Raw genomic sequence first — 20,114 nt, forward strand, 5'->3', positions numbered from 1 at the left:
GTGTTCACAGGCTATTGAGAGGTGCATCACAGTCCTAGAGCGCGCGCGGACCGTGCGTTGAACGGTTGGCGGTCGGCGCTGAACGGTCTGTGGTCAACCGCGCGGGACTCGCTCCAGGCCCATGCCGAGGCGCTCCGGCACATGCATGCGGGCGAAGATGCGCGCCACATCGGGGGGCACGTCGGTGCGGGTGATGCGGCTGACGAGCACCATCGTCGCGAACGCCAGCGGGACGGTGACGGCGGCGGGGTAGCCGATCAGCGTGGTCAGCCAGCCGCCGAGCACGTCGTCGCCGACCCAGCCGGTGATCGCGACGAGGATGGCCAGACCGGAGGCCAGTGCGCCGACCGCCAACCCGGCGATCGCCCCGGCCGCGGTCAGCCCGCGCCACCAGATGCCGAGGACCAGCAGCGGGCACAGGGTGGATGCCGCGACGGCGAAGGCCAGACCGACACCGCGCGAGAGCTCCAGGACCGGGGCGACGACGGAAAGCGGAATGGGGACGAGGCCGGCGATCAGCGCCACCATCCGGAAGTCGCGGACCCGCCCACGCAGCACATCGGTGGACAGCGCGCCGGCGATGCTGACCAGCAGACCGGACGAGGTCGCCAGGAAGGCCGCGATGGCGCCGGCCGCGACCAGGGCACCGAGCAGTTCGCCGGGCAGCCCGGCGATGGCGGCCGACGGCAGCAGCAGCACCGCGGCGTCGGCCTTGCCGGTGATGAGCAGCTGAGGCACATACAACCGGGCGAACACCCCGAGCAGCACGGGGAACAGATAGAACAGCGACAGTAGGGCGATCACGCTCAGCGCGGTACGGCGCGCGGCGCGCCCGTCGGTGTTGGTGTAGAAGCGGACCAGCACATGGGGGAGGCCCATGGCGCCGAGGAAAGTCGCCACCATGATCGAAAACACTTGGTAGAGAGGATGTTTACCGCCCAATCCGCCGCCGCTGACGATCCACTCCGAGCCGATGGCGGGTGCGCCGACGACGACGGGGGTCTGAGCTCCGGCAGCCAGCGTCAGGGTGGTGCCCTTCTGAAGGCGGTACTCGCCGGGACTGTGCAGGGCGCCGCTGTGGTCCGGGCCGGTCACCGTGACACCGGCCGGGTCGGCGACCGTGACCACCACGTCGGTGTCGATACTGACGACGGTCGGCTGGTCCACCGTGGGCGGGAGTGGGCCGCCGAGTGCGGGGTGTTCGTGCCCGAAGTGCATCAGCAGTGCCAACGCGGGCACCGCGACCGCGGTCAGCTTCAGCCAGTACTGGAAGGCCTGGACAAAGGTGATCGAGCGCATGCCACCGCCGACGACGTTGGCGATCACGATCCCGCCTACCGCCAGCGGACCGATCCAAACGGGAACGCCGAGAAGCGCTTTCAGGGCAAGTCCGGCACCCTGATATTGGGGAACGAGATAGAAGATGCAGACGGTGACGACCACGAGCATCGCGACCCGGCGCACCCGCGGCGAGCCCAGCCGGAACTCCGCGAAATCCGGCACGGTGTAAGCGCCGGAGCGGCGCAGGGGAGCGGAGACGAACAGCAGCAGACCCAGGTAGCCCGCGGTGAAGCCGACCGGGTACCACAGCGCGTCGGCGCCGTATTTGGCGATCAAGCCGGCGACCCCGAGAAACGAGGCCGCTGAGAGGTATTCACCCGAAATCGCGGCGGCATTCCAGCGTGGGCCCACAGTGCGGGACGCCACCAGGAAGTCGGAGGTGGTGCGCGACATCCGAACCCCGTAAGCACCGACGGCCACCGTCGCCACCGCCGCCGCGATCAGGCCACCGGCGGTCAGGGCCGTCGCCGTCGATCCGCTCATGGTGGACCCTCTGGAGCCGCCGGGCCTGCGACATCGGGCACGTCGTCGACCACACCCATGAAGTCGCGTTCGCCTTGTTCGGCCAGCCGGATGAACAGCCGGCCGATGCCGTAGAGCGCCGGATAGACCAGCAGAGCCAGGGTCAGCCAGTTCAGCCGAACCCCGAATATGGTGGCGGCGGACAGTTCTGGGAACACCGCGTTGAGCAATGGCAGCGCGGCCATCCCGCCGGCCACCACGGCGGCCAGTCGCAAAGCCAGCCCGAGCTGGGCGCGCATCAGTCCGCGGACCAGCGCATCGCCGACTTCGGTCTGCTCCTGCACCTCCACCCGGGTGTGCACCAGGCGGCTGCCGCGGCGGTGGGCCAGCACGACCCGCTCGCGCTGCGGCCGACCCGGCCTAGTCATCGGCCGTCCCCGGCCGGAAGGTCCGCATCGGATCGCGGATCAGCCGGTCGCGCAGTTCGCGGGCCTGGCGGCGGCTGACCGGAAGCTCGACCGGCGCCGAGGCTCCGTTGGCGCGCAACCGCACCATCGTGGAGGCGCCGGAGGTGCGCAGCCCGGTCACCATGTTCAGCGCGACGAGATAGGACCGGTGCACCCGCTGGAACCCTCGGCTGCGCCAGCGATCTTCCAAGGTGCTCAACGGAATTCGTACCAGATGCGAACCGGAGGCGGCGTGCAGGCGGGCGTAGTCACCTTCGGCCTCGACCCAGCCGATGGTATCGCAGCGCACCAGCTGGGTGACCCCGCCGAGCTCGACCGGGATGGTGTCGGCCTGCGGCTCGTCGGCTGGCGGGGCCGGCTCCGCGGCGCGCGCGGACACCACCCGCCGGACCGCCTCGTCGAGGCGCTCCTTGCGGATGGGCTTGAGCAGATAGTCCAGCGCCCCGACCTCGAAGGCGGCCACCGCCTTGTCGTCGTGCGCGGTGACGAACACGACGGCGGGTGGGTGAGCGAAATTGCCCACAACACTGGCCAATTCGAGACCCGAGAGCCCCGGCATGTTGATGTCCAGGAAGATCGCGTCCACGGTGCGTTCGTTGATGATCCGCAGCGCCGACGTGGCATCGCCTGCGCCGGCCACCTCGGCGACGTCGGGATGCTCACCGAGCAGGTAGGTGAGCTCGTCGAGCGCCGGGGCTTCGTCGTCGACGGCCAGCACCCACAGCCCTGCCATGGCTCTCCTTAAACCCGTACGCCCGCGCGGAACTTGGGCACCCGCATGATCACCTTCGTGCCCGCACCCGGGGCGGTTTCGACCACCAGACCGTAGTCGTTGCCGAACGCCGCGCGCAGGCGATGGTCCACATTGCTCAGCCCGACGTGTGCGGTCTGCTCGCCGTCGCCAAGGACGTCGCCGTGCCCGGAACGCAGGGCTTGGGGATCCATGCCGACGCCGTCGTCCTCCACGCTGATGACGCAATCGGAACCCTCGTTGCGAGCGATGATTTCGATCGATCCGCCCTGCCGCCCGGCCAGGCCGTGGCGAACCGCGTTCTCGACCAACGGCTGCAGCGCGAGGAACGGCACCACCACGGTCAGCACCTCGGGTGCGATCTGCAGGGTCACCGACAGATTCGGCCCGAACCGGGCGCGTTCGAGGGTCAGGTAGCGGTCGATGTTGCGCAGCTCGTCAGCCAGCACCGTGTAGGGACCCGCGGAGCGGAACGAGTAGCGGGTGAAGTCGGCGAACTCCAGGATCAGGTCGCGGGCCCGGTCCGGATCGGTGCGGACGAACGAGGCAATCGTGTTGAGCGCGTTGTAGATGAAGTGTGGGCTGATCTGTGCGCGCAGCGCGAGAACCTCGGCCCGGTCGAGGCGGGCCCGCGACGCGTCGAGCTCGGCCAGCTCGAGCTGGCTGGCGGCGTACCGCGCGACCTCGGCGATCGCGCCCAGCATGCCCGGCGACGGTTCGGCGGCGTTGACCACGACGAGCACGCCGATCACCATGCCGTCGTCGTCGAGCAGCGGCTGGGCCACCACCGCGGGAGTCTGGTCGCGGGCGAGCACCCGGCGCTGCCCGGAGATCGCGTCCCGGGCGGTGTGGTGGCAGACCTCGAGGATGGCCGGCGTCCACAGCGCGTCACCGGGCGGATCGAGAGCCAGCAGGCCGGTGTCGCCGTCGTAGAGCCCGACACCGTCCGAGCCGGTGAGGCCGCGCAGGTGCGGGGCGGCGCCGGCCGCGGAGTCGGCATCCAAACCCTTGCGCAGCGAGCGCGCCGCCAGCGAGGCGGTGTGCAGCGCGGCGTGCACGGTCCGTTCCGCCGGTGTGGTGACCACGCTGCGGGTCAGCACGGCGATCGCGCCGACAATCAACGCGACCGCGGCGAGCGCGACGGCCAGCGCGAGCGCTACCGCACCCGACATCTCGGCGCCTCGCTTACTGGACGGGGCAGGCGTACTTCCGGGCTACATCGAACACCCGCTCCTGCGCGCCGGGGCCGATCACGCCTTGCGCCGCCAGCTCGAGGCCGATGTAGCCCGGTATGCCGCCGATGCACGCCTGATGCGCGACGCGCCACGCGGTGTCGGGATTCAGGTTGTAGCCGTTGCGGGCCAGGCCCTGCATGTACAGGTCGAATTCGGGGGTGCCCTGATCCGGTATCGCATGCGCGGTGCCGGCCAAGGCGAGAGCGGCCGCGACCGCCGCGACCGCAGGAGCAATCACCCGTCTCATGCCGTTCACGATTGCACACCTGAGCGGCCCAGATACCCGAACCGATCCGATCGTCGTCCTAGACTGTCGGCCATGGCGAGATTGCAGCTCACCGGAGATCCCGCGTCCGACGACCTGTTGAGTGAGGATCCGTTCGCGCTGCTGACCGGCATGCTGCTGGATCAGCAGATCCCGATGGAGACGGCGTTCGCCGGGCCGCGCAAGATCGCCGAGCGGATCGGCGGCATCGACCCCCGGCTGATCGCCGACTGCGACCCCGAGCAGTTCACCCAAGAATTCTCGAAAACCCCTGCCGTGCACCGGTTCCCGGGCTCGATGGCCAAACGTGTGCAGGACCTGGCCCGCGAGATCGTCGACCGCTACGACGGCGAGGCCGCCCAACTGTGGCTCGACGGCGATCCCGACGGCGCCGAGGTGCTGCGCAGGCTGAAGGCACTGCCCGGTTTCGGTGAGCAGAAGGCCAAGATCTTCCTGGCTCTGCTGGGCAAGCAGTACGGCGTCACCCCCCAGGGTTGGCGCGAGGCGGCCGGCGACTACGGCAAGGCCGGCACCCACATGTCGATCGCCGATGTGGTCGACAAGGGGTCGCTGGAAGAAGTCAGGGCATACAAGAAGAAGATGAAGGCCGCAGCGAAGAAATAGGAGGCACCATGAAGACTCACATCAACTGCCCGTGTGGCGAAGCGATCAGCGCCAAGGACGAGGACGAACTCGTCGACCTCACCAAGCAGCACCTCGCCGCGGCGCACCCCGGCATGGATTACGGCCGGGACGAAATCCTGTTCATGGCCTACTAGGCGCCGTCATCGAGTCAGACCTGAGAGCGACGATTCACCGAAATATTCGCTCTCAGGTCTATCTCGATGCGGTCAGGCCACCCCCACGGCGGCCTCGAGTTCGGCGAGCGCGGTTTCGGTCAGCGGGATGAGCTCGTCGACGTCGGCCATCACCTCACGGTCGGCGATGTATCCGACACCGATCCGGTCGGCGTAGGAGCACAACGTCACGTTGAGCGCCATCCCGTCGTACACCACTGACACCGGATAGATCTCATCGACGCTGGCCCCGTTGAGGTAACACTGCCGTGGCGGACCCGGCACATTCGAAATCGGCAGGTTGTAACTGGGCCGCACCCACGAACTGAACGGCAGCAGCGGTGCCAACGCCGTCGGCACGACAGCCGGCATCACAACCATCAGCATCGCGCCCGGGCCCCGAGTCGACACCTGGTGCTTGACCCCCGCCATCGCCTCGTGCACCAACCGCAGCCGCTGCGCGGGGTCGTCGCGGTTGGTGGCCAGCGGACACAGTCCGAGGCCGAATTGGTTGCCGTGCCCGTTGTCGTCCGGGGCCGAGTCGCGGTCGCGCACGGTCACCGGGCACAGCGCCACCAACGACTGCTCGGGCAGTTCGCCCTGTGCGGTCAGCCAGTCCCGCAGCACACCGGCGACCAACGCCGTCACGACGTCGTTGCCGGTGACACCGGCTGCGTGCTGGATAGCGCGAATTCTGTTGTGGTCCAGGCTGGTTGCCGCAAACGCTCGCCGATGGCTGAGCTTGGTGTTGAACCGGGTGTGCGGTGCGCCGAACGGCGCCGCGATCGTCGGCGTGATCAGTCCGCCGACCAGGTTGGTCACTTCCGCCGACGCGACGTTGCGGGCCAGACTCAGTCCGGACGCCGCGACACCCGCGACGTCTCGCACCACCGACAGCGGATTGAGGCCGCGCCGACGGGGCGGTTCGGGGGGTGTGGCGTCGGCGTAGAACGGCGGCATGTCGCGCCGGTCCGGATCTTCCGACAGCGAGTCGGCGACCATCCTCAGGCCCGCGACGCCGTCGATCACGATGTGATGGATCTTGATGTACAGGGCGAGCCGGTTGCCTGCCAGCCCGTCGATCAGATACGCCATCCACATCGGCGCCGATCGGTCGAGCGGCTCGGCGTGCAACTCCGACACCAGCTCCCAGAGTTCCGTGGCGCCCGCATCGGGCGGCAGCGTCAGCCGGTGCACGTGGTGGCGCAGGTCCAGCTCGTCCACCTCGCGCCACGCCCACAAGCCGCCGGTCTCCACGCCGCGGTGCGGATGCCGGCGCAGCCGACGGTCAACCGGATCGGAGGCGGTCAGAGCCTGCGTGTAGAGCTCGTCGACGAACGTCGTGCTCGAGGTCCCGCTCGGCGGGGTCATGATCAGAGCGACGGCGACATGCATCGGGCTGGAGATCAGCTCAGCCGTCAGCATCATCGCGTCAAGCGGGTCGAGCGTCTCCATGTGGTACCGACCCCCGTCGGGTTGGACTGCCGATCCCCAACCCTAGCGCGGCTTTTCGCGCCTCAGGGCACGACGGTCGAACCGATTGTCGGCATGAAGGTGCACTGCTTGTCGACAGTGGTGACCTGGCCGAAGATCGTCGACATGATGCTGCCGGAGCCGGTGTCGGCGATGGCGGTCAGCGTGGTCGGGCCCGCGGAGTTGATGTCCGGATTCGGCTTCAGCGTGACGCTGCCCGACTTGCCGGTGGTCAGGTTCACCCAGGTGACGTTCAGCGGGAGCTTCTGCTCGGCGGCCGGGGCGGGAGTGCCCACCGCGGTGAAGACGTAGGCGGTCTGCCCGGCGGCCGGACCAGGGGTCGGGATCTTGGCCGGGCCTGCGACGGAGATCGCGGTCGCGATCACGTTGCCGCCGTCCTTGAGGCACCCGTTGCTGATCGACGGGTACATGAAGTCCTGGGTCGGCGGGCTGGCCGGGTCGTAGTTCGGGGGAGTCGCCGCCGCGGGTGCCGGCGCCGGTGTCGCGACATTGATCGAGTTGCCGGCCGGCGTCGCCGTCGGGGTCGGCGGCGCGGCCGGGTTCACCACGGTCACCGGGGTGGGCACCTCAGGAAGTGCCTCGGGCGCCGGGCCGACGGCGTGCGCCGGGTCGATGCCGATGGGCAGATGCGCCTCGGTGCCGAAGATCGAGCTGGGTGCGGCGCCATCGGGCAGATGTTCAGGCAGGGGGACAGGGCCGTTACCCGTGCCGGGCGTCAGCAACGGCGTGGTGCCGTGCGCGACGCCGGTCGCCTGGGCGGCGGGGGGAGCCGCCGCAGGCAACGCGGCCGAGGGGCCGGCGGCCCCGCCCTCCTGCACGAACTTGGTCACTTGCTGGGCCAGTGCCGCCGAGCCGCCTGGCGTGGTGGCACCACCAGCGAGTTGTGAAGCAGCCGCGAGGAGCAGCGACTGCGCCGATGAGGGGTTCCCCGCGGCCTGCTGGACGACCGGACCGAGCATCTGCATGGCGTCGAGGCCGGGCAGCTGACCGGGATCCAGCGGGATGGCCGGGTCCGCGGCCGCGACCGGGCTGAACGCCAGGTTGGTCGCGGCCACGAACGTGGCGGTGGTCAGCAGAATTGCCAGCTTGGCGATCTGCGGCACGGTGAACTCCCTCATCGGGTGGTGGTTGGTCAGGGCAGAGCAGACAGCGGCAACAGCTGGCCGAGACCGGCGCCGCCCGGGGTGGTCGGCGGAACCGGGGCGCTGGCCGGCGGTACACCGGCCGGTCCGGCGACCCCGGTCGCCACCGGGGCGATGGGAGCAACCGGCGCCGGGCTACCGACGGACAGGTTGTCGCCGACCTTGACCGGGAACGGCATGTCCGACGGCGTCAGGCTGGCCAGGTCACCGGGCACGCCGAGCTGGTTCAGCAGCGGGGCGACCGCTCCGGTGATCCCGCCGGGGGCGGCAGCCGCCGGTGCGGCCGCGGGAGCGGCCGGGGCCGGCATGCCCGGCAGCGTGGCGGTGGCCGGCGCGCCGCCGATCGGCGAGACCGGCAACGTCGACGGTGCGCCGGTGAGAGCCGACGCGCCGCCGAGGGCGGTCGCAGCGGACTGCAGGATCGCCGCGGCGCTGGCCGGGTTTGTGACGAACTGCTGCAACATGTTCAGCGCGGGCACGCCGGGAACAGCCGGCGAGACACCGGGGTCGGCGCCGGCCGACGGGCTCAGTGCGAGCGCGACCGAGCAGAGCCCGGCAGCACCAATTATGTTGGCGGCGAATAGCTTTGATCTACGTGACATGGTCATCCCAATCCCTCGAGTGCAGGTCTAACCCGAAGGTAGTCCGTTACTAGAGTTACTCAAGTGACACGTGTGGTGTTTATTCAACCGTTACGGCAGTGATGGTCTTGTGTGATGCGGGAGCCCATGTGGGCCCGCTTGAAGTTCGGCGCGGTAACCGGTGTACAGCCCCAGTTAGCGCGCCGAAGTTGGGAGCGCAGCATCCGTCGCTACAGTCGCCACGTGGACACGAAGGCGCCGGCGCGGCCAGCCTGGCTGGCCCCGGTGCTGCTGATCGTCAGCGTGGCCGCGCGGCTGGGGTGGACCTACCTGGCGCCCAACGGCGCCAACTTCGTCGACCTGCACGTCTACCTCGGCGGCGCGGCTGCGCTGGATCATCCCGGAACGCTGTACTCCTACGTCTACGCCGACCAGACCCCCGACTTCCCGCTGCCCTTCACCTACCCGCCGTTCGCGGCGCTGGTGTTCTATCCCCTGCACCTGCTGCCGTTCGGGGTGGTCGCGTTCTGCTGGCAGCTGGGCATCATCGCCGCCCTCTACGGCGTGGTCCGAATCAGCCAGCGGCTTCTGGGCACGCCCGCGACGGGCGGGCGCGCCGTCGCAATGATCTGGACCGCCGTCGCGATCTGGCTCGAACCCCTGCGCAGCAACTTCGACTACGGCCAGATCAACGTGATCCTGGTACTGGCAGTTCTCTGCGCGGCCTACAGCAGCCGCTGGTGGCTGTCGGGTCTGCTGGTCGGACTCGCTGCAGGCATCAAGCTGACGCCGGCCGTGACCGGGCTCTACTTCCTGGGCATGCGCCGCTGGGGTGCGGCGGTCTTCTCCGCAGTGGTGTTCTTCGGCACGGTCGGGCTCTCGGTGGCGGTGATCGGTCAGCAGGCCCGCTTCTACTTCACCGATCTGCTCGGCGACGCCCGGCGCGTCGGCCCGATCGGAACCTCGTTCAATCAGTCGTGGCGCGGAGCGATCTCCCGCATCCTCGGCCACGACGCCGGCTACGGACCGGTGGTGCTGGCCGCGATCGCGGTGACCGCGGTGCTGGCGGTCCTGGCGTGGCGCGCGCTGGACTCGGACCGGCTGGGGTGCCTGCTGGTGGTGCAACTGGTCGGGCTACTGATCTCGCCGATCTCGTGGACCCATCACTGGGTTTGGTTGGTGCCGCTGATGATCTGGCTGCTGCACGGACCGTGGCGAAATCGATTGGGCGCCAAGGTGCTCGGCTACGGCTGGCTGGCGCTGACGGTGGTCGGGGTGCCGTGGCTGCTCAGCTTCGCCCAACCGACGATCTGGCAGATCAGCCGACCCTGGTACCTGGCGTGGGCGGGCGTGATCTACGCCGTGGCGACGCTGGCCACGCTGGCCTGGATAGCGGTCAGCGGTCGTCGACAATCCCGTTGATATCGGACGCCATTTGCACGTCCTTGGCCGTTATTCCGCCTTCAGAATGCGTGACCAGCGCGAAAGTAACTGTGCGCCAGCGGATGTCAATATCAGGATGATGGTCGTGGTGCTCGGCGTGTTCGGCGACCCGGCGCACCGCGTCGATCCCGTCCAGGAATGTCGGGAACTTCACCGAGCGGCGCAGCGCACCGTCGGCGTGCTCCCAGCCGTCGAGACCCTTGATCGCGGAGTCAATCTCTTCATCGGTTAGTGGCATGGTTCGAGTCTTCTCTCATCGACACCCCGGCGAAAGGTCGCGAACGGACCGGGACATCTGTCTCAAATTCGGGACTTGTCCGCGTAAGTGATGTTAGGTTGCCAGCGTCGCTCGACGCCGTCGTCTCAAGAATCGGGACGGGTTCGCATTCGCACGTCAACCTCGGGGGTCTTGATGAATTCCTTTGCCATGTCCACGATCACCCGACGGCCCGCGTGGTTGCGGGCACTCCCCGTTGAGTTCGGTGGCTGGCTCGGTGCAGGGGCGGTCGCGCTCGGCATCGGCGCGGCACTGGCGTCGATGCCCGCGACGGCGTCGGCCGATTCGACCGGCTCCGCCGGTAAAGGCCCGAGCACCTCGAGTAGCTCCACCAAATCCACCGGCCAGCACCGGCCCCACGTCGGCTCCACGCGCTCGGCTGCGGCGAAGGTATCCAAGCCGGCCTCGAAGTCGGCCGCTGCCACTGAGGCCGTCACTCCCAAAGCCGGCGTGGCTGCGAGCACGACCACGCCCAGAGCAGTCGCGGTGCCGGGCCTGCCGACGCCGGAAACCGTCGTCGCATTCTTCATCAGCAACGGGACCGCCGCGCACCCCAACGCCGGGATCATCGCCGGCAACGGCTACTCATGGACGGCCGACACCTGCACGGGTACCGCTGCGTGCAAGGGCGGCAACGGCGGGTTCTTCGGTGACGGCGGAGCCGGGTTCAACGGCGGCAACGGCGGCGCGGCGGGCGGGTTCGGCAACGGCGGCGCCGGCGGCGCAGGTGTCGAAGCCGGCAATGGCGGCAACGGCGGTGCCGGTGGCCTGATCATCGGCAACGGCGGCGCCGGTGGTGATGGTGGCGAGGCGTTCGCGCAAGGCACCAAGGGTGGCAACGGTGGCGCGGCCGGCATGTTCGGCAACGGCGGCAAGGGGGGTGCCGGCGGCGTCCTGGCCGGCGAGGCCGGGGTGGACAGCACGGGCGGTCAGGGCGGCAACGGCGGCCACGGCGGCCTCTACGCCGGCAACGGCGGCGCTGCGGGCAAGGGCGGCAACGCGATCCCGATCGGCGCGACGGCCGGCGATGGCGGCCACGGCGGCAATACCGGGCTGCTGTCGATCTGGGGCACCGGCGGCGCCGGGGGCGCGGGCGGCGCCTCCACGAACGGCGGCAAGGGTGGTGACGGCGGCAGTGGCGGGTTGTTCTCGATCTTCGCCAACGGCGGCGCGGGTGGTGCCGGCGGAACCAGCCCGTACTACGGAGCGACAAGTGACCATGGCGGCGACGGCGGACACGGCGGCAGCGGCGGGCTGTGGGCGGGCAACGGCGGCGCGGGCGGTGCCGGCGGTTTCGGCGGCGGTGACGGCGGCAACGGCGGCAGCGTCGGCATGTTGTCGGTCTTCGGGCAGGGCGGCAACGGTGGCAACGGCGGCATCGGCCAGACCGGCGTGCCGGGCACGAGCCCCACGGTCGGCCCCGTCGACGGCGGCCCCGGTGGGGACGGCGGACCGGGCGGCAAGGGCGGTAAGGGCGGCAACGGGAGCTTCGTCTTCGGAAGCGGCGGCGACGGCGGCGCCGGCGGCCAGGGCGGCTGGGGTGGCCAGGGCGGCAACGCCCGTTACCCCGGGACCGTCGCGGTCGGTGACGGCGCGCCCGGCGGTAACGGCGGCGACGGCGGCAACGGTGGTGCCGGCGGAGCATCCGGCGGAGCCGCGGGCGTGGGCCGCTACCTCTTCGTCGTTGCGGCCAACGGCGCCAACGGAATCAGCGGTGCCGGCGGCAACGGCGGCAACGGTGGAGTCGGCAAATGGGGTGGCTACACAACGGATCCCGATGGCAACGGCGGCCTCGGCGGATACGGCGGCCGGGGCGGTAATGGTGGCGTCGGCGGTGCCGGCGCGGCAGGCGGCCGGGGCGGTACCGGCGGCGCGGGCGGACCGGGCGGCAATGCCGGCATCAACGGCAACGGCGGGGACGGCGGCGCCGGTGGTGACGGCGGTACCGGCGGCCAAGGAGGTACCGGCGGCGGCGACGGCGGCAACGGTGGCTGGGGTGCGGCAGCCGGGTCGGGCGGCTCCGGCTTCAATGGCGGCAAGGGCGGCAACGGCGGCTGGGGTGGTGACGGCGGCCAGGGTGGAGTTGGCAACGGTGACGGTGGCTCTGGCGGCAGCTGGGGCAGCGGTGGCTGGGGCGGCACAGGTCAGCCCGGTGGTAGCGGCGGTGCGGGTGGCACCAACGGTTCGAACGGCAACAATGGCGCACCCGGCCCGGCAGCCGCAGCGGCTGCGGTCAGTGACGACGTCACGGCGCAGCGCGCGGTTGCGCCTTCGGCCAACGCGGCGCCGTCCGCCACTCCGATGCAGACGCTGCAATCGATGTGGAGTGATCTCTCTCGCCAGCTGACCTACCTCTTCTTCAACCGGGCACCCGCCCTCTCGCCCCAGTACTACAACCAGTCCAGCGCCGGGACGATCCGGGTGGACGCCAACGGAGTGAGCAACAACGGCTACGCCGTGACCTACGGGGTGAGCAAGCAGCCCACGCACGGCACCGTCACGTTCGACAACGCCACCGGCCGCTACGTGTACACACCCGACTCCGAGCTGGTCACCCCCGGCATCACCGATCGGTTCACGATCAGGGTCGACAACGGAACCGCGGCCGATCTGCCTGGCGCGCTTGGCATGTTGCAGCAGGCGCTGCACACCATCGCCGTCCGGCTGGGCGTGGCCAAACCCGACACCGTCGAACGCGAAATCGTGGTGACGGTCAAGGGCACCGGCTATTACGGTGACCGCGCCAACAAGGAATGGTGGGTCAAGCAGAGTTACAACAACTGCACGCTCATGGCGACGGCGATGGCGATCGGACAGGTCAGCGGAACCGAGCCAAGCGAGGACGAGATGGTGTACCTCGCCAAGACGACCGCCAGCGTGGTCTACCCGGGTCGGCGGATGTACCTCGACGAGGACATCGCCAATGGGGTGGCGGTCAAGGATGCGGTCCAGCTGATGAACACCAACGCCGACTGGGGGGTCACCGCGACCACCCAGCGATACGGAACCTACGACGAGAACGGCACCCGGATCACCGGAGCCACCGCCGCGGATTCGCAGGTGGCCCTGGGTGATCTGGAAGCCGCCTTGGCCGCGGGTAACGCGGCGATGGTCACTGTCGACGCGAACATCACGTGGAGCACCCAGCCGAAATACCAATCACCCGCAACGCCGAACTACAACGCCGCTCTCCACGAGGCCGTGGTGATCGCCGTCGACACGGCGAAGGGTGTCGTGTATTTCAACGACAGCGGGCCCGGATACGGCCAGGACATGGCGGTCCCGATCGGTGCGTTCCTCAACGGGTGGCAGACCAACGACTATGAGCTGACCATCGTCAAGGCGAAACCCGCCACGACATAAGCTCATTGGTGTGCCCCAGATCGTCGTCGCCGGCGCGCTGATCTCCGGCGCGACGCTTCTGGTCGCCCAGCGGCAACGTCCGCCCGAACTGGCCGGACTGTGGGAGCTGCCGGGCGGCAAGGTGGCCGACGGGGAAACCGAGGCCGCTGCGCTGGTGCGGGAGTTACGTGAAGAACTCGGGGTCGACGTCGTCGTCGGGGAACGTCTCGGCGCCGACGTTCCTGTCGGAGAGTCGCTGATCCTGCGGGCGTACTTCGTGGAGCACACCGGCGGCGCCCTGCACCCGCACGACCACCGTGCCCTGCGGTGGGTCAGCGCCGCCGAGCTGGCATCCCTGGACTGGGTGCCCGCCGACCGGGCGTGGCTGCCGGAGCTCGCGAAACGCCTTGGCGCGTGAGCCCGCCGCCCTATGATCTGGGGCGTGCTCATGGACGTCACAGCCGACGTTGATCTGACCGACGGCAGGTTCTACGCCAGTGGCGCGGTCCGCGAGGCGTACCGCTGGATGCGTACCCACCAACCGGTCTTCCGCGACCGCAACGGCCTGGCTGCCGCCGCGACCTATCGCGCGGTGATCGACGCCGAGCGGCAGCCGGAACTGTTCTCCAACGCCGGCGGGATCCGCCCGACGACTCCGCCGCTGCCGCACATGATCGACATGGACGACCCGCAGCATCTGTTGCGGCGCAAACTGGTCAACGCCGGCTTCACCCGCAAGCGCGTCCGCGACAGGGCGAAATCCATTGATGCGCTGTGCGATACGTTGATCGACGCGGTGTGCCAACGCGGCTCGTGCGACTTCGTCCGCGATCTGGCGGCACCACTGCCGATGGCCGTCATCGGCGACATGCTCGGCGTGGCCCCCGAAGACCGCGACACCCTGCTGGCATGGTCCGACGACATGGTGGTGGCGCTGAGCTCGGTGGCCACCGAGGAATCGCTGCTGGCCGCGGCCACCGCACTGACCGCCTACAACGAGTTCATGGCCGGCTTCGTCGCGCAGCGCCGGCGGGAACCCGCGGATGATCTCGTCAGCGTCCTGATCGCCGCCGACGTCGACGGTGAGCAGCTCACCGACGAGCAGATCTATGCCGAGACGCTGCTGATCCTGATCGGCGGCGACGAGACCACGCGACACACGCTGTCCGGCGGAACCGCCGAACTGAGTCGCCACCCCGAGCAGTGGCAGGCGGTGCGCGAAGACCCCGACCTGCTGCCCGGGGCGGTGGAGGAGATGTTGCGCTGGACGTCGCCGATCAAGAACATGTGCCGAACCCTGACCGCCGACACCGACTTTCACGGCACGGCGCTGCACGAGGGCGAGAAGATCCTGCTGCTGTTCGAGTCAGCCAACTTCGACGAGACGGTCTTCGGCGATCCGGACGTCTTCCGCATCGACCGCAATCCCAACAACCACGTCAGCTTCGGCTTCGGCACCCACTTCTGCCTGGGCAACCAGCTGGCCCGCCTGGAGCTGACGGCGATGACCCGTCGGGTGCTGGCACGGCTACCGGATCTGCGGCTGGCCGACGGCGCGGAGCTGCCGCTGCGCCCGGCCAACTTCGTCAGTGGCTTGGAGGCCATGCCCGTCGAGTTCACGCCGACCGCACCGGTTTCGCGCTGAGGACTTCGGCGCCGCACCGCCGGGCGGGCGCGTCATGCTGCTGCCGTCCTACCCCTAGTACTTGAGGGCGTCACGGGCGACCCGCACATCGGCGAACTGTCGCGGGTGATGCGCGGCGTGCACCGGGTGCATGAGCACCGGATGGCGGCAGTGCGGGCACGTCTCGGGCTGTCGGCGATCCGACGAGACCGTCAGGTGACGGCAACCCGCACACCGGACGACGTACGCCGCACCGATCCAGTTGAGCAGCCCGAGATAGATGGCGGCGGTGGCCGCTGTGCCGAGCACCACGATGAGGGCAACGGTGAGAACTTCGTAGACCGTCATGTCCGAACCTCCTTTGACGGTATGCATTCACGGTAACTCCGCCGAGTTTGCGAATGGTGTGGAAAGCCTGTTGGAATGCCGTGGGTGGGGACGCTGGCGACACTTTCGCGGCAATGCTGGCTGTTCGCGGTGGGCTCGGCCTTCTTCGCCGCGGCGACGGTCCCCGGCTTCCCGTCGCTCGCCGGTGCGGGTGCGGCCAACTGGCTCTGCTTCATCGGCTCCTGGTTCTTCACCGCTGCGGCCTGGATGCAACTGGTGCTCGCAACGCCGCCATGGAAGCTCGAATGGCTCTCGGCAGCAATCCAATTCGTGGGCACTGTGCTGTTCAACATCAGTACCGGTTCCGCGGTGTGGGCGCACGCGACCGGAGTGCGCCGCCACTACGTGTGGGCGCCGGACGCGTTGGGGTCGGTCGCCTTCCTGGTGAGCGCGGCGCTCGGGGTGGCCGCGGCCACGATCGCGGTGGGGCTGATCGCGCTCGGGTCGCGTGACTGGCAGGCCGAGTGGATCAACATGGTCGGCTCGATCGCGTTCGGAGTCTCCGCGGTCGGTGCATTCGTGCGGCGAACCGGAATCACCGAGGACGCGCTGGTAGCGAACCTGGGAACCTTCTTCGGAGCGCTGTGCTTCCTCGGCGCGGCGCTGCTGGTGCTTCCTCGTTTTCGCAAAAGGGCACCTGCGCTGCGAGAATCAGGGCCGTGAACAACCGAGACTTCCGCAATGTCGCCATCGTGGCGCACGTCGACCACGGCAAGACCACGCTGGTGGACGCCATGTTGCGGCAGTCCGGCGCCCTTACCCACCGTGGTGACGACACCATCGAACGCCTGATGGATTCCGGTGACCTGGAGAAGGAAAAGGGCATCACGATCCTGGCGAAAAACACCGCCGTGCATCGTCATAACCCCGACGGTTCGATGACAGTGATCAACGTCATAGACACCCCCGGTCACGCCGACTTCGGCGGTGAAGTGGAACGCGGCCTGTCCATGGTCGACGGTGTGCTGTTGCTGGTGGACGCCTCCGAAGGCCCGCTGCCGCAGACCCGGTTCGTGCTGCGCAAGGCGCTGGCGGCGCACCTGCCGGTGATCCTGGTGGTCAACAAGACCGACCGCCCCGACGCCCGGATCGCCGAGGTCGTCGAGGAAAGCCACGATCTGCTGCTCGACGTCGCGTCCGACCTCGACGAAGAGGCCCAGGCGGCCGCCGAGAAGGCACTGGACCTGCCGACGCTGTACGCCTCGGGACGGGCCGGCATCGCCAGCACCACCCAGCCCGCCAACGGGGAGAACCCTGACGGCGAGAACCTCGATCCGCTGTTCGACGTCCTGCTCGAGCACATTCCGCCGCCGCAGGGCGATCCCGAAGCGCCGCTGCAGGCGCTGGTGACCAACCTGGACGCCTCGGCGTTCCTGGGCCGGTTGGCGCTGATCCGCATCTACAAGGGCCGCCTCAAGAAGGGCCAGCAGGTGGCCTGGATGCGGGAGGTCGACGGCCACCCGGTGATCACGAACGCCAAGATCACCGAGCTGCTCGTCACCGAGGGCGTCGAACGCACCCCGACCGAGGAAGCCGTCGCCGGCGATATCGTCGCGGTGGCCGGCATCCCGGAGATCATGATCGGCGACACCCTGGCCGACCCCGACCACGCGCACGCGCTGCCGCGGATCACCGTCGACGAGCCGGCGATCTCGGTGACCATCGGCACCAACACCTCGCCGCTGGCCGGCAAGGTGTCCGGCCACAAGCTCACAGCGCGAATGGTCAAGAGCCGCTTGGACTCCGAACTGGTCGGCAACGTCTCGATCAAGGTCGTCGACGTCGGCCGCCCGGACGCCTGGGAAGTGCAGGGCCGCGGTGAGCTGGCGCTGGCGGTTCTCGTGGAGCAGATGCGCCGCGAAGGCTTCGAGCTGACCGTCGGCAAACCGCAGGTGGTCACCCGCACCATCGACGGCAAGCTGCACGAGCCGTTCGAGGCGATGACCATCGACTGCCCCGAGGAGTTCGTCGGCGCGATCACCCAGCTGATGGCCGGCCGCAAGGGGCGGATGGAAGAGATGGCCAACCACGCAGCGGGATGGGTGCGGATGGACTTCATCGTGCCCAGCCGCGGCCTGATCGGATTCCGCACCGACTTCCTGACGCTGACCCGCGGCACCGGAATCGCCAACGCGGTGTTCGACGGGTACCGGCCGTGGGCGGGGGAGATCCGGGCCCGGCACACCGGTTCGCTGGTGAGTGACCGCTCCGGCCAGATCACCCCGTTCGCGATGATCCAGCTCGCCGACCGGGGGCAGTTCTTCGTCGAGCCCGGGCAGGAGACCTACGAAGGGCAGGTCGTCGGAATCAACCCGCGTGCCGAGGACCTCGACATCAACATCACCCGCGAGAAGAAGCTCACCAACATGCGGTCCTCCACCGCTGACGTGATGGAGACACTGGCCCGGCCGCTGGAACTCGGTCTCGAGCAAGCCATGGAGTTCTGCGCCGAGGACGAGTGCGTCGAGGTGACGCCGGAGATCGTGCGGGTGCGCAAGGTCGAGCTGGATGCCACCAGCCGGGCGCGGGCGAAGTCCCGGGCCAAGGCCAGGGGCTGACCTGCGTCCTATCGCTACTCTGAGGGGCGTGCCGACCGGACCACGCAGCCTTCAAGTCCTGGCTGTCCTGCTGTCCGTGCTGATCACCGCCGCATGTACGGTCAGCCCGCCACCGGCTCCGCAGAGCACGGAGACGACGAACGTGCCTCCGCCGCCACCGGCCCGGCCCACCCAGATCATCATGGGCATCGACTCGATCGGTGCCGGGTTCAACCCGCACCTGCTCTCCGACCAGTCGCCGGTGAACGCCGCGATCAGTGCACTGGTGCTGCCCAGTTCGTTTCGCCCGGTCCCGGATCCCGCGACGCCCACCGGCTCCCGCTGGGAGATGGACCCGACGCTGCTGGTCTCGGCCGAGGTGACCAACCAGAACCCGTTCACCGTCACCTACAAGATCCGTCCTGAAGCGTCGTGGACCGACAACGCCCCGATCGCCGCCGACGACTTCTGGTACCTGTGGCGCCAGATGGTCAGCCAGCCCGGCGTGGTCGACCCCGCGGGTTACGACCTGATCACCGGCGTGCAGTCGATCGAGGGCGGGAAGACCGCGGTGGTGACGTTCGCGCAGCCGTACCCGGCGTGGCGGGAGCTGTTCAACGACCTGCTGCCCGCGCACATCGTCAAGGATGTGCCGGGCGGGTTCGCGGCCGGCCTGGCCCGCGCGATGCCGGTCACCGCCGGCCAGTTCCGGGTGGACAACATCGACCCCCAGCGCGACGAGATCCTGCTGGCCCGCAACGACCGATTCTGGGGACCACCGGCGCACCCCGACCAGATCCTGTTCCGCCGCGCCGGCGCGCCTGCCGCACTGGCCGACTCGATCCGCAACGGCGACACCCAGGTGGCGCAGGTGCACGGTGGCGCTGCCGCGTTCGCCCAGCTGTCGGCCATCCCGGACGTGCGTACCGCGCGGATCGTCACTCCGCGGGTCATGCAGCTGACGTTGCGGGCGAACGAGCCCAAATTGTCGGATCCGGCTGTGCGCAAAGCAATTCTGGGCCTGCTGGACGTGGATCTGCTGGCCGCCGTCGGGGCAGGCAGCGACAACACCGTCACCCTGGCGCAGGCGCAGGTACGTTCGCCGAGCGATCCGGGCTACGAGCCCACCGCGCCGCCGGCACTGGGCAAGCAGCGGTCGCTGGAACTGCTCGAGCAGGTCGGCTTCCAGATCGACCGGACCCCCACCGAGTCGCCGGTGCCGTCGCCGCCGTCGGCCGGGTCACGCACCGAGACGCCGCAGCCGGGGCCGCCGGAGATCACCCGCGGGCGGGTCAGCAAGGACGGCGAGATTCTGTCGTTGGTGATCGGAGTTGCCGCCAACGACCCGACGTCGGTTGCGGTCGCCAACACCGCCGCCGACCAGTTGCGCAGTGTCGGCATCGCCGCGACGGTGCTGGCGCTGGATCCGCCGGTGCTCTACGGGGATGCGCTGGTGAACAACCGCGTCGACGCCATCGTCGGCTGGCACGCCGCGGGCGGTGACCTGGCCACCTCGCTGGCCTCGCGTTACGGCTGCCCGGCCTTGGAGGCCACGCCTGTTCAGACGGCCACTGCGACCACCACGGCGGCTCCGAGCAGCACGACCGCCGGCCCGTCGGCGACGCCGTCGGCCGGTCCGCCGCCCGCCACCACCACGACCATGACGCCGACGAGCCCGCCGCCGGCCCCCGAGTCGGGTGCACTGGTGCAGGCGCCCTCGAACCTGACCGGGATCTGTGATCGCAGCATTCAGCCCAATATCGAAGCGGCCCTTGATGGTTCGGCCAAGATCAACGATGTCATCAACCTGGTCGAGCCACGGCTCTGGAACCTCTCGACGGTCCTGCCGATCCTGCAGGACACCACGATCGTCGCGGTGGGCCCGAGCGTGCAGAACGTCAGCCTGAGCGGCGCGGTGCCGGTCGGCATCGTCGGTGACGCTGGCCGATGGGCCAAAGCCGCGCAGTAG

19 protein-coding genes are annotated in these 20,114 nt (G+C 69.3%); 9 read left to right on the plus strand and 10 right to left on the minus strand.

Going from position 1 to position 20,114, the window contains the following annotated elements; translation table 11 throughout:
- Positions 1–93 precede the first annotated feature (93 nt).
- From AB4879_RS23735 to AB4879_RS23755, 5 genes are read right to left on the minus strand one after another with little or no spacing between them, the layout of a single operon-like run.
- Positions 94–1,824, minus strand: coding sequence for a cation acetate symporter (locus AB4879_RS23735; RefSeq protein WP_370509505.1), 1,731 nt, complete (start codon positions 1,822–1,824; stop codon positions 94–96).
- A complete protein-coding gene (locus AB4879_RS23740; RefSeq protein WP_102809817.1) occupies positions 1,821–2,231 on the minus strand; it encodes a hypothetical protein in 411 nt (136 codons plus the stop codon). Before AB4879_RS23740 ends, AB4879_RS23735 begins: the two co-directional genes overlap by 4 nt.
- Positions 2,224–3,003 (minus strand): LytR/AlgR family response regulator transcription factor, encoded by a 780-nt coding sequence (locus tag AB4879_RS23745; protein WP_370509506.1) that lies wholly within the window; start codon positions 3,001–3,003, stop codon positions 2,224–2,226. Before AB4879_RS23745 ends, AB4879_RS23740 begins: the two co-directional genes overlap by 8 nt.
- 8 nt (positions 3,004–3,011) lie before the next feature.
- Positions 3,012–4,193 (minus strand): sensor histidine kinase, encoded by a 1,182-nt coding sequence (locus AB4879_RS23750; RefSeq protein ID WP_370509507.1) that lies wholly within the window; start codon positions 4,191–4,193, stop codon positions 3,012–3,014.
- Positions 4,194–4,206: 13 nt separating this feature from the next.
- Positions 4,207–4,503, minus strand: a complete 297-nt coding sequence (locus tag AB4879_RS23755) for a DUF732 domain-containing protein (protein ID WP_370509508.1) — start codon at positions 4,501–4,503, stop codon at positions 4,207–4,209.
- A gap of 72 nt (positions 4,504–4,575) precedes the next feature.
- Between AB4879_RS23755 and AB4879_RS23760 the strand changes: the two genes are divergently transcribed.
- Both AB4879_RS23760 and AB4879_RS23765 read left to right on the plus strand, forming a co-directional pair.
- Positions 4,576–5,145 (plus strand): HhH-GPD-type base excision DNA repair protein, encoded by a 570-nt coding sequence (locus AB4879_RS23760; protein ID WP_370509509.1) that lies wholly within the window; start codon positions 4,576–4,578, stop codon positions 5,143–5,145.
- Between the two features lie 8 nt (positions 5,146–5,153).
- Positions 5,154–5,300 carry a hypothetical protein gene (locus AB4879_RS23765; RefSeq protein ID WP_005147085.1) on the plus strand — a complete coding sequence of 49 codons (147 nt, stop codon included), beginning with the start codon at positions 5,154–5,156 and terminating at the stop codon, positions 5,298–5,300.
- Between the two features lie 72 nt (positions 5,301–5,372).
- On the opposite strand, the gene AB4879_RS23770 is transcribed toward AB4879_RS23765, so the two are convergent.
- From AB4879_RS23770 to AB4879_RS23780, 3 genes are all read right to left on the minus strand, one after another.
- A complete protein-coding gene (locus AB4879_RS23770; protein ID WP_370509510.1) occupies positions 5,373–6,773 on the minus strand; it encodes a wax ester/triacylglycerol synthase family O-acyltransferase in 1,401 nt (466 codons plus the stop codon).
- 62 nt (positions 6,774–6,835) lie between these two features.
- Entirely contained in the window at positions 6,836–7,930 is a 1,095-nt protein-coding gene (locus tag AB4879_RS23775) for a hypothetical protein (RefSeq protein WP_233209515.1), read from the minus strand.
- 14 nt (positions 7,931–7,944) lie between these two features.
- Entirely contained in the window at positions 7,945–8,556 is a 612-nt protein-coding gene (locus AB4879_RS23780) for a hypothetical protein (RefSeq protein ID WP_142391461.1), read from the minus strand.
- Between the two features lie 222 nt (positions 8,557–8,778).
- Between AB4879_RS23780 and AB4879_RS23785 the strand changes: the two genes are divergently transcribed.
- Positions 8,779–9,957: a mannosyltransferase gene (locus AB4879_RS23785; protein ID WP_370509511.1), complete on the plus strand. Its 1,179-nt coding sequence runs from the start codon at positions 8,779–8,781 to the stop codon at positions 9,955–9,957.
- On the opposite strand, the gene AB4879_RS23790 is transcribed toward AB4879_RS23785, so the two are convergent.
- On the minus strand, positions 9,932–10,216 hold the full coding sequence (locus AB4879_RS23790; protein WP_370509512.1) for a 4a-hydroxytetrahydrobiopterin dehydratase: 285 nt from the start codon (positions 10,214–10,216) through the stop codon (positions 9,932–9,934). The two genes, AB4879_RS23785 and AB4879_RS23790, sit on opposite strands and share 26 nt — an antisense overlap.
- A 174-nt stretch (positions 10,217–10,390) precedes the next feature.
- Here AB4879_RS23790 and AB4879_RS23795 point away from each other — a divergent pair, with 174 nt between their 5' ends.
- From AB4879_RS23795 to AB4879_RS23805, 3 genes are read left to right on the plus strand one after another with little or no spacing between them, the layout of a single operon-like run.
- Positions 10,391–13,618: an Ig-like domain-containing protein gene (locus AB4879_RS23795; protein WP_370509513.1), complete on the plus strand. Its 3,228-nt coding sequence runs from the start codon at positions 10,391–10,393 to the stop codon at positions 13,616–13,618.
- Between the two features lie 10 nt (positions 13,619–13,628).
- Positions 13,629–14,015: a (deoxy)nucleoside triphosphate pyrophosphohydrolase gene (locus AB4879_RS23800; protein WP_370509514.1), complete on the plus strand. Its 387-nt coding sequence runs from the start codon at positions 13,629–13,631 to the stop codon at positions 14,013–14,015.
- Positions 14,016–14,045: 30 nt separating this feature from the next.
- Positions 14,046–15,242 carry a cytochrome P450 gene (locus AB4879_RS23805; RefSeq protein ID WP_370509565.1) on the plus strand — a complete coding sequence of 399 codons (1,197 nt, stop codon included), beginning with the start codon at positions 14,046–14,048 and terminating at the stop codon, positions 15,240–15,242.
- A 54-nt stretch (positions 15,243–15,296) separates the two neighbouring features.
- Here the strand turns inward: AB4879_RS23805 and AB4879_RS23810 are convergent, their stop codons facing one another.
- Positions 15,297–15,569 (minus strand): hypothetical protein, encoded by a 273-nt coding sequence (locus AB4879_RS23810; RefSeq protein WP_102809830.1) that lies wholly within the window; start codon positions 15,567–15,569, stop codon positions 15,297–15,299.
- Between the two features lie 75 nt (positions 15,570–15,644).
- Between AB4879_RS23810 and AB4879_RS23815 the strand changes: the two genes are divergently transcribed.
- From AB4879_RS23815 to AB4879_RS23825, 3 genes are read left to right on the plus strand one after another with little or no spacing between them, the layout of a single operon-like run.
- Positions 15,645–16,271, plus strand: a complete 627-nt coding sequence (locus AB4879_RS23815; protein ID WP_102809831.1) for a hypothetical protein — start codon at positions 15,645–15,647, stop codon at positions 16,269–16,271.
- Positions 16,268–18,166 carry a translational GTPase TypA gene (gene typA / locus AB4879_RS23820; protein WP_036343786.1) on the plus strand — a complete coding sequence of 633 codons (1,899 nt, stop codon included), beginning with the start codon at positions 16,268–16,270 and terminating at the stop codon, positions 18,164–18,166. Before AB4879_RS23815 ends, typA begins: the two co-directional genes overlap by 4 nt.
- Positions 18,117–20,114: an ABC transporter family substrate-binding protein gene (locus AB4879_RS23825; protein ID WP_370509515.1), complete on the plus strand. Its 1,998-nt coding sequence runs from the start codon at positions 18,117–18,119 to the stop codon at positions 20,112–20,114. Before typA ends, AB4879_RS23825 begins: the two co-directional genes overlap by 50 nt.

It is taken from the genome of Mycobacterium sp. SA01 (assembly GCF_041287105.1).
GTDB lineage: Bacteria > Actinomycetota > Actinomycetes > Mycobacteriales > Mycobacteriaceae > Mycobacterium.

Coding starts and splice junctions, on each gene's coding strand:
- AB4879_RS23755 (WP_370509508.1), bottom strand. CDS start 4,503: ATGAGACGGGTGATTGCTCCTGCGGTCGCGGCGGTCGCGGCCGCTCTC.
- AB4879_RS23810 (WP_102809830.1), bottom strand. CDS start 15,569: ATGACGGTCTACGAAGTTCTCACCGTTGCCCTCATCGTGGTGCTCGGC.
- AB4879_RS23745 (WP_370509506.1), bottom strand. CDS start 3,003: ATGGCAGGGCTGTGGGTGCTGGCCGTCGACGACGAAGCCCCGGCGCTC.
- AB4879_RS23815 (WP_102809831.1), top strand. CDS start 15,645: ATGCCGTGGGTGGGGACGCTGGCGACACTTTCGCGGCAATGCTGGCTG.
- AB4879_RS23740 (WP_102809817.1), bottom strand. CDS start 2,231: ATGACTAGGCCGGGTCGGCCGCAGCGCGAGCGGGTCGTGCTGGCCCAC.
- AB4879_RS23775 (WP_233209515.1), bottom strand. CDS start 7,930: ATGAGGGAGTTCACCGTGCCGCAGATCGCCAAGCTGGCAATTCTGCTG.
- AB4879_RS23735 (WP_370509505.1), bottom strand. CDS start 1,824: ATGAGCGGATCGACGGCGACGGCCCTGACCGCCGGTGGCCTGATCGCG.
- AB4879_RS23825 (WP_370509515.1), top strand. CDS start 18,117: ATGCCACCAGCCGGGCGCGGGCGAAGTCCCGGGCCAAGGCCAGGGGCT.
- AB4879_RS23760 (WP_370509509.1), top strand. CDS start 4,576: ATGGCGAGATTGCAGCTCACCGGAGATCCCGCGTCCGACGACCTGTTG.
- AB4879_RS23790 (WP_370509512.1), bottom strand. CDS start 10,216: ATGCCACTAACCGATGAAGAGATTGACTCCGCGATCAAGGGTCTCGAC.
- AB4879_RS23750 (WP_370509507.1), bottom strand. CDS start 4,193: ATGTCGGGTGCGGTAGCGCTCGCGCTGGCCGTCGCGCTCGCCGCGGTC.
- AB4879_RS23765 (WP_005147085.1), top strand. CDS start 5,154: ATGAAGACTCACATCAACTGCCCGTGTGGCGAAGCGATCAGCGCCAAG.
- AB4879_RS23805 (WP_370509565.1), top strand. CDS start 14,046: ATGGACGTCACAGCCGACGTTGATCTGACCGACGGCAGGTTCTACGCC.
- AB4879_RS23780 (WP_142391461.1), bottom strand. CDS start 8,556: ATGTCACGTAGATCAAAGCTATTCGCCGCCAACATAATTGGTGCTGCC.
- AB4879_RS23795 (WP_370509513.1), top strand. CDS start 10,391: ATGAATTCCTTTGCCATGTCCACGATCACCCGACGGCCCGCGTGGTTG.
- AB4879_RS23770 (WP_370509510.1), bottom strand. CDS start 6,773: ATGGAGACGCTCGACCCGCTTGACGCGATGATGCTGACGGCTGAGCTG.